Here is a 9,086-nt window from a genome sequence, read left to right as displayed (position 1 = left end):
GTCAGTCCTGGGCGTGGTCGGGGTCGTTGCGCAGGGCGGCCTGCACCAGGTCGTCCAGGTCCATCGCATCGATCGCGTCGGTGTCCTCGGCCTCCTGGGCGGGCGCGCCGTCGGCGAGCCTCAGCAGCGCGTCCAGGACGCCGCTGCGCCGCAGGCGGTCCAGCGGGACGGACTCGACGAGCGCCCGCAGGCGGGCGCGCTCGGGGTCGGCGCCGTCCGTTCCGGCCCCGCCGTCGCCCTCGAACAGCAGGCCGAGCAGGTGCGCGGCGAGCTCGGCCGGGCTCGGGTGGTCGAAGACCAGCGTCGGGGACAGGTCGAGGCCGGTGGCGGCGCCGAACCGGTTGCGCAGCTCGATCGCGCCGAGCGAGTCGAACCCGAGGTCACGGAAAGCCTTCTCGGGGCCGACGGCCTCGATGCCGGGCAGTCCGAGTACCTCGGCCGCGCGGCCGCGCACCAGCCCGAGGAGGGCGGCGGAGCGGCGGGCCGGGCTGAGCGCGGCCAGTTCCGCGCGCAGCTCGCGGCCGTTGGCGTTGCCTCCACCGGGGCCCTGCGGGTCGGCGTAGCCGGGGAGTTCGGCGAGCAGCCGGCTCGGGCGGACGGCGGTGAAGGCCCGGACGAAGCGCTCCGGGTCGACGTCGGCGACCAGGGTGGTCGGTGCGGTGTCGAGGACGGCGCGGCGCAGCGCGGCGACCGCGACGGCCGGGTCGAGCGGCTGGATGCCGGTGCGGCGGGCGGCCTCGCCGGCCCGGGCGTCGGCGGCCATGCCGCCGCCGGCCCAGGCGCCCCAGGAGAGGGAGGTGGCGGCGAGTCCGTCGGCGCGGCGGCGTTCGGCGAGGGCGTCGAGGACGGCGTTGGCGGCCGCGTAGTTGCCCTGGCCGGGGTTGCCGACGGCCGCGGAGGCGGAGGAGAACAGGGCGAAGACGGCGAGGTCGTGGTCCCGGGTCAGCTCGTCGAGCAGGAGGGCCGAGGTGGCCTTGGCGCGGTAGACGTCCTCGAAGCGGTCGGGGGTGAGGCCGTCGATGACGCCGTCGTCGAGCACGCCGGCGGCGTGGACGACGGCGGTCAGCGGGTGCTCGGCGGGCACGGCGGCCAGGGCGGCGGCGAGCGCCTCCCGGTCGGCCGCGTCGCAGGCCGCGACGGTGACGGCGGCGCCGGTGGCGGCGAGTTCCTCGCGGAGCTCGGCCGCCCCGGGGGCGTCCGGGCCTCGACGGCTCAGCAGTACGAGGTGCCGCGCGCCGGCGGCGGCGAGGCCGCGGGCGACCTCGGCGCCGAGCGCGCCGGTGCCGCCGGTGATCAGGACGGTGCCGGTCGGGTCCCAGTGCGCCTGGTCACCGGCGGGAGAACCACCGGCCGGAGAACCACCGGCCGTCGAGCCGCCGGGTGTGGCGGCCAGGCGCCGGCCGAGGACCCCGGTGGACCGGACGGCCAACTGGTCCTCCCCGTCCGGGTCGGCGAGGACGGCGGCCAGCAGGGTGGCGGTGCGCCGGTCGAGGCCGGCGGGCAGGTCGATCAGGCCGCCCCAGCGCTGCGGGAGTTCGAGGGCGGCGACCCGGCCGAGGCCCCAGACGGCCGCCTGGGCCAGACCGGTGACGCGGTCGCCGGGGGCGGCCGCGACGGCGTCCCGGGTGAGGCACCACAGGGGTGCGCCGATCCGGGCGTCGCCGAGGGCCTGCACCAGGGCGGCGGTGCGGGCGAGCCCGGCGGGGGCGCTGCCGTCCGCGGACTCGTCGAGCGCCAGGAGGGACACCACTGCGGTGATCTCCTCGGCCGTGTACGGGAGTTCGGCGAGCTGCTCGGCGAGGCCGGCCCGGTCGGTGTCGGCCTCGACGGTGAGCCGGACGGCGTCCGCGCCGAGTGCGGCCAGGACCGCGTCCGTCCAGGCCGTGTCACCGTGGCCGGCGGGCACGACGGCGAGCCAGGTACCGACCGGGGCCGCGGCGCGCGGCCGGTCGAGCGGCTTCCAGACGATCCGGCGGCGGCGGGCGTCCACGGCGGCCTGCTCCTCACGCCGGTCGTGCCAGTCGCGCAGCGCCGGGAGCACCTGGGCGAGGGCGTCGCCGTCGACGTCCAGGGTGCCGGCGAGCGCGTCGAGGGACGCCGTGCGCAGCGCCGTCCAGAACTCCCCGCCCGGGGCTGCGGCCGGGGTGAACGACTGCTCCGGCCAGTAGCGCTGCCGCTGGAACGGGTAGGTGGGCAGGTCGACCCGGTGGGCGCCGGTGCCGGCGAAGACGGCGGACCAGTCCGGCGCGAGCCCGTCGGTGTGCAGGCGGACGACGGCGGCGAGCAGGGTCGTGCGCTCGTCACGGCCGTGGCGCAGCGCGGTGGCGGTGACCACCGGGCGGGCCGGGTCGGCGTCCTCCCCGGTGTTGGCCTGGACGAGGGCGGACAACACACCGTCCGGGCCGAGTTCGAGGTGGCGGCGCACACCGCGGGCGGTGAGGGCGACGACGCCGTCGGCGAAACGGACGGCCTCGCGGACGTGGCGCACCCAGTACCGCGCCCCGTACGCCACCCCGGTGTCGCCGGTCAGGTTGGACACGAGCGGGATGCGCGGGGCGGCGTAGGCGATGCCCCGGGCGGTCCGCTCGAAGTCGTCGAGCATGGCGTCCATGTGTACGGAGTGAAACGCATGGCTCACCCGCAAACGCCTAGTCCTGCGTCCGTCGGCGGCGCATCCGGCGGCGATGCGTTCGACCGCGTCCGCGTCCCCGGAGAGGACGACGGCGCGCGGGCCGTTGACGGCGGCGATCGAAACGCCGTCCGTCAGCAGCGGCAGCACCTCCGCCTCCGTCGCCTCGACGGACACCATCGCTCCCCCGCCCGGCAGTTCGGACATCAGCCGGGCCCGAGCGGCCACCAGCGTGCAGGCGTCCTCCAGCGAGAACACCCCCGCCACGTGCGCCGCCGCGACCTCACCGATCGAGTGCCCGACCACGAAATCGGGCCGCAGACCCCACGACTCCACCAGCCGGAACAGCGCCACCTCCAACGCGAACAGCGCCGGCTGCGCATACCCCGTGTCATCCAGCAGCGCAGCCTCCGCCGACCCCTCCGCCGCGAACAGCACCGGGCGCAGCGGCCCGGCCAGCCGTCCTTCGAAGCCCGCGAGGACAGCGTCCAGCGCGTCGGCGAACACCGGGTGGGCGGCGTACAGCTCGCGCCCGGCGCCGGGGCGCTGCGAGCCCTGGCCGGGGAAGAGGAAGGCGGTCTTCCCGCCCAGCGCCGAGCCGTGGACGAGCTGCGGCACGGCCCGGCCGTCGACGAGGGCGTGCAGGCCCCGCGTCAGCTCGGTGCGGTCGGCGGCGAGCACGGCGGCCCGGTGGTCGAGCAGCGTGCGGGTGGTGGCGAGCGAGTGGCCGAGGTCGCGGACCGTCAGCTCCGGGTGCGCGGCGAGGTGGCCGAGCAGCAGGGCGGCCTGCTCGCGCAGCGCGGCGGGCGTCGCGGCGGAGAGCGGGACGGGCAGCGGTCGGTCGTCCGGGCGCTGGTCGGCCGGCTCGGCCGCGGGCGGCGCCTCGACGATCACGTGGGCGTTGGTGCCGCTCGCGCCGAAGGCGGAGACGGCCGCCCGGCGCGGGTGGCCGGTGGCCGGCCACGCGGTCTCCTCGGTGAGGAGCTCGGCGGCGCCGGCCGTCCAGTCGACGTGCGAGGACGGCGTGCCGACGTGCAGCGTGCGCGGCAGCAGCCCGTGCCGCATGGCCAGCACCATCTTGATGACCCCGGCCACGCCGGAGGCGGCCTGGGTGTGGCCCAGGTTCGACTTCAGCGCGCCGATCAGGACGGGCCGTTCGCGGTCCTGGCCGTAGGTGGCGAGCAGCGCCTGCGCCTCGATCGGGTCGCCGAGCCTGGTGCCGGTGCCGTGCGCCTCGACCGCGTCGACCTCCGCGGGCGCCAGGCCCGCGTTGGCCAGGGCGCGCCGGATGACGCGCTGCTGGGACGGGCCGTTGGGCGCGGTGATGCCGTTCGACGCGCCGTCCTGGTTGATCGCGGAGCCGCGCAGGACGGCCAGCACGCGGTGGCCGCGGCGCTCGGCGTCGGAGCGCCGCTCGACCACCAGGACGCCGACGCCCTCGGACCACGCGGTGCCCTCGGCGGCGTCGGAGAAGGTGCGGCAGCGCCCGTCCCGGGACAACGCCCCCATCTCGCCGAACTCCACGAAACCGACCGGGCTCGACATCACCGTCACACCGCCCGCCAGGGCCAGCGAGCACTCGCCGAACCGCAGCGCCTGGGCGGCCAGGTGCAGCGCCACCAGCGAGGACGAGCACGCGGTGTCCACGCTGACCGAGGGCCCCTCCAGCCCGAGGGTGTAGGAGAGCCGGCCGGAGAGCAGGCTCGCGGACTGCGCGGTCTCGACGTGCCCGAGCTGGCCGACGGCCGGCCGGTAGTCGCCGCTGCCGCCGCCGATGAACACGCCGGTGTCGCCGCCGCGCAGGCCCGCCGGGTCGATCCCGGCGCGCTCCAGCGCCTCCCACGCGGTCTCCAGGACGAGCCGCTGCTGCGGGTCGACGACCATCGCCTCGCGCGGGGAGACCCCGAAGAAGGCGGCGTCGAACTCGGCCGCGTCGTACAGGAACCCGCCCTGCTGGGTGACGCTGCGCCCGCGCCCGTCGCGGTCGCCGTGGGCGAGCCGGTCGAGGTCCCAGCCGCGGTCCGCCGGGAAGGGGCCGATCGCGTCGGTGCCCTCCCGCAGGAGCCGCCACAGGTCCTCGGGCGAACGGACGCCGCCCGGGTAGCGGCAGCCCATGCCGACGATCACGATCGGGTCGTCGGTGTCGGTCGCGACGGCCGGACGCTCCACCTCCTGCGCCTCGTCGAAGAGTTGGGCGCGGAGGTAGGCGGCGAGGGCCGCCGGGGTCGGGTAGTCGAACACGAGGGTCGCGGGCAGGCGCAGGCCGGTCGCGGTGGTGAGCCGGTTGCGCAGGTCGACGGCGGTCAGCGAGTCGAAGCCGAGGTCCTTGAACGGGTGCCCGGACGGCACGTCGTCGGCGTCGGCGTGGCCGAGCACGGCGGCCGACTCGGTCCGGACGATCGCCAGCAGCGCCTCGGTGCGCTCGGCCGCCGACCGCTCGCGCAGGCCGGCGCGCAGCGTGTCGGTGCGGCTCCCGGTCTCCTCCTCGGGGCGCGCGGCGACGCGGGCCTCGGGCAGGTCGGCGAAGAGCCGCGTCGGCCGGGCCTCGGCGAAGGCGGGCGCGAAACGCTCCCAGTCGACGTCGGCGACGGTGACGGCGGGGCCGTCGAGGGCGGCGGCGAGCGCCGCCAGGGCGCGGTCGGGCGCGATCGGCGGCAGCCCGTTGGCCCGCAGGTGCGCGGCCAGGGAGTCGGGCGTGCTGCCCGCCCAGGCGCCCCACGCGGCAGCGGTGCCGGCCCGCCCGGCGGCACGGCGGCCCTGGACGACGGCGGCGAGGAGGGCACTGGCGGCGGCCTCGTCGGCCCGGCCCCGCACACCCCAGGTGCCGGCGATCGACCCGAACAGCACGTAGGCGTCGAGCTCCCGGTCCGCGAACGCCTCGTCGAGCGCCCTGAGGTCGGCGAGCAGCCCGGCGAGGTGGTCGGCGGGCTCGCCGGCCCGGCCCGTGTAGAGGACGGCGGAGAGCCCGGGGAGCCCGAGGACGGAAGCGACGGCCTCCGGGTCACCGGGCGTGCCGGTGACGAGCGTCAGCTCGGCGCCCTGCTCGGCGAGTTCGGCGCGCAGGCGGTCGACGGCCTGGCCGTCGACGCCGGTGAGCAGCACCACCTGCCGGGCGCCCGCGTGGGCGAGCCAGCGGGCGGTGGGGGCCGCGTGGCCCTCCGGGTCGCCGACCACCAGGACCGTGCCGCGCGGGGTCCACGGGCGGGCGGTGTCGGCCGTCGTGGCGCGCACGAGACGGCGGGCGAAGGCTCCGGCGGGGCGCAGCGCCAGCTGGTCCTCGCCGTCCCCGGCCGTCAGCAGGGCGCGCAGGCGGGCCGAGGTGCGGGCGTCGGGCGCTTCCGGGAGGTCGATCAACCCGCCCCAGCGCCGCGGGTGTTCGAGGGCGGCCACCCGGCCGATGCCCCAGACGGCCGCCTGCGCGGCGACCTGCGGGGCCTCGGTGTCGCCGACGGCGACGGCGCCCCGGGTGAGGCACCACAGCGGTGCCTCGACGCCCGCCTCGCCGAGGGCGGCGAGCAGGGCGTCCGGCCGGGCGAGGCCGGTGGGCACGCCGTCGGGGGCGGCGAGCAGGGACACCACGCCGGTGATCGGCCCGGCGAGCGGGGCCGGGTCCGCAGCGGCGTCCCCGTCGGCCGCCACCCGCACGACGTCCGCGCCGAGGGCCGCGAGCACCACGGACGTCCAGGCGTCGTCGTCCCGGCCGGCCGGGACGAGGGCCAGCCACCTGCCCGGCAGGGCGTCCGGGCCGGTGGGGGCGGCGTACGGCTTCCAGACGGCGCGGTAGCGCAGCCGGTCGGCGTCCGTCCGCTCGGTCCGGCGGCGGCGCCACGCCGAGAGGGCGGGGAGCAGCGCGCCGAGCGACGTGTCGTCGTCGAGGCCCAGGGTCGTGCCGAGGGCGGCGGTGTCGGCGCGCTCGACGGCGGACCAGAACGCGGCGTCCGCCGGGTCGGCAGCGGCGACGGCCTCCGGCGCGCGCTCGGGCCAGTACAGCTCGCGCTGGAACGGGTAGGTGGGCAGGTCGGCGCGGCGGGCGCCGGTGCCCGCGAGCAGGGCGGTCCAGTCGACCGGCACGCCCGCGACGTGCAGGCGGGCGAGGGCGGTGACCAGGGTCCGCTCCTCGGGCCGGTCGCGGCGGCAGGTCGCTTCGGCCACGGGGTCGAGGTCGCGGGCGGACCGCTGGGCGAGCGCGGCGAGGACGCCGTCCGGGCCCAGCTCCAGGAAGGCGGTGGCGCCCGCCTCTTCGAGCGTCCGGACGCCGTCGGCAAAGCGGACGGTCTCGCGGACGTGCCGCACCCAGTACTCGGGCGACTCGACGTCCTCCGCCAGGGCGCCGGTCAGGTTGGAGACCAGCGGGATCGAAGGCGCCTGGTACACGAGCCCGTCGAGGACGGCCCGGAAGTCGTCGAGCATCGGCTCCATCAGCGGCGAGTGGAAGGCGTGCGAGACCCGCAGGCGGGTGGTCCGCCGGTCGGCGAAGTGCGCCTCGATCGCGGCGACGCCCTGGGCAGCGCCCGACACCACCACCGACGTCGGACCGTTCACCGCCGCGATCGAGACGAACTCGCCCAGCAGCGGCCGGACTTCGTCTTCCGAAGCCTCCACGGCGAGCATCGCGCCGCCCTCCGGGAGCGCCTGCATCAGCCGGCCGCGCGCCGCCACGAGGGCGCACGCGTCCTCCAGCGAGAACACCCCGGCCACGTGCGCGGCCGCGATCTCACCGATCGAGTGCCCGGCCACGAACTCCGGCCGCACGCCCAGGGATTCGACGAGCCGGAACAGCGCCACCTCGACGGCGAACAGCCCGGCCTGGGCGTATTCCGTCCGGTTCAGCAGCTCCGCGTCCTCGCCCCACACCACGTCCCGCAGCGGCCGGTCCAGCAGTTGGTCCAGCCGCGCGCAGACGCCGTCGAAGGCCTCGGCGAACGCCGCGAAGCGGGCGGACAACTCCCGTCCCATGCCGAGCCGTTGCGAGCCCTGCCCGGAAAACAGGAAGGCCGTCGAACGCTCGGCGGCGACGCCGCGCGCGACCTCGGCGCCGTCCAGCAGCACGGCCCGGTGCCCGAGCGAGGCCCGGCCGACGGCCAGCGAGTGGGCGACGTCCAGCGCGGACGGCCCGTCCAGCTCGGCGAGGCGCGCGAGCGAAGCGTCCAGCGCGGCCTCCGACTTGGCGGAGACCACCCACGGCGCGGCGTCTGCGGTCAGCACCGGACCGGCCTGGTCCACAGCCGCAGGCGCCTGCTCCAGCAGGACGTGCGCGTTGGTGCCGCTGACGCCGAAGGCGGAGACGCCGGCCCGGCGCGGGCGGCCGGTCTCCGGCCAGTCGCGGGCCTGCGTCAGGAGCTCCACGGCGCCGGCCGTCCAGTCGACGTGCCGGGAGGGCGCGTCGACGTGCAGCGACTGCGGCAGCGCGCCGTGCTGCATCGCGAGCACGGTCTTGATCACACCGGCGACGCCGGCGGCGGCCTGGGTGTGGCCGAGGTTGGACTTCACCGAGCCGAGCAGGAGCGGCAGTTCGCGGTCCCGCCCGTAGGCGGCCAGCAGGGCGTGCGCCTCGATCGGGTCGCCGAGGGCGGTGCCGGTGCCGTGCGCCTCGACGGCGTCGACCTCGGCGGCGGTCAGGCCCGCGTCGGCGAGGGCCGCGCGGATCACCCGCTGCTGGGCCCGTCCGTTGGGGGCCGTCAGCCCGTTGGAGGCGCCGTCCTGGTTGACGGCGCTGCCGCGCACGACCGCGAGCACCGGGTGCCCGAGCCGGCGGGCGTCGGAGAGCCGCTCCAGGACGAGCACGCCCGCGCCCTCGGACCACGCGGTGCCGTCGGCGGCGTCGGCGAAGGGCTTGCAGCGGCCGTCGGCGGCGAGGCCGCCCTGCGCGGTGAACTCGACGAAGGCGTCCGGGCTGGACATCACCGAGGCGCCGCCGGCCAGGGCCAGCGAGCACTCCCCGGCGCGCAGCGCGCGGGCGGCCAGGTGGAGCGAGACGAGGGCGGAGGAGCACGCGGTGTCGACGGTGACGGCCGGGCCCTCCAGCCCGAGCGTGTAGGAGAGGCGGCCGGACAGGACGCTCGCGGTGTTGCCGGTGGCGGCGTGGCCGCGGACGTCTGCGGTGCCGCGGCGCAGCACGGTCAGGTAGTCCTGGCCGTTGGTGCCGACGAAGACGCCGGTGTCGCTGCCGCGCAGGCGGTCGGGGGCGATGCCGGAGCGCTCCAGGGCCTCCCAGGAGGTCTCCAGGAGGAGGCGCTGCTGGGGGTCCATGGCGAGGGCTTCGCGGGGCGAGATGCCGAAGAAGCGGGCGTCGAAGCGGCCGACGCCGTCGAGGAAGCCGCCGTGGAGGGTGGCGGAGCCGCCGCGGCCGAGGGCGTCGAGGTCCCAGCCGCGGTCGGCGGGGAACGGGCGGACGGCGTCGGCGCCGTCGCCGTCGCCGAGCAGTCGCCAGAGGTCCTCCGGCGACTCGATGCCGCCG

1 protein-coding gene (only partly in view) is annotated in these 9,086 nt (G+C 77.6%); it reads right to left on the bottom strand.

Annotation, left to right across the window (positions count from 1 at the left end; genetic code table 11):
• Position 1: 1 nt before the first annotated feature.
• On the bottom strand, positions 2-9,086 hold the 3' end of the coding sequence (locus tag ACIPLC_RS22770; RefSeq protein WP_400474829.1) for a type I polyketide synthase. Its footprint extends 18,923 nt past the window's final position; the window shows 9,085 of its 28,008 coding nt (coding positions 18,924-28,008); its start codon lies off the right edge, out of view; the stop codon is at positions 2-4.

It is taken from the genome of Kitasatospora sp. NPDC086801, assembly GCF_044745805.1.
Taxonomy (GTDB): domain Bacteria; phylum Actinomycetota; class Actinomycetes; order Streptomycetales; family Streptomycetaceae; genus Kitasatospora.
Note: the sequence above shows the minus strand (reverse complement) of the source record. Positions and strands in the feature narration are given on the sequence as shown.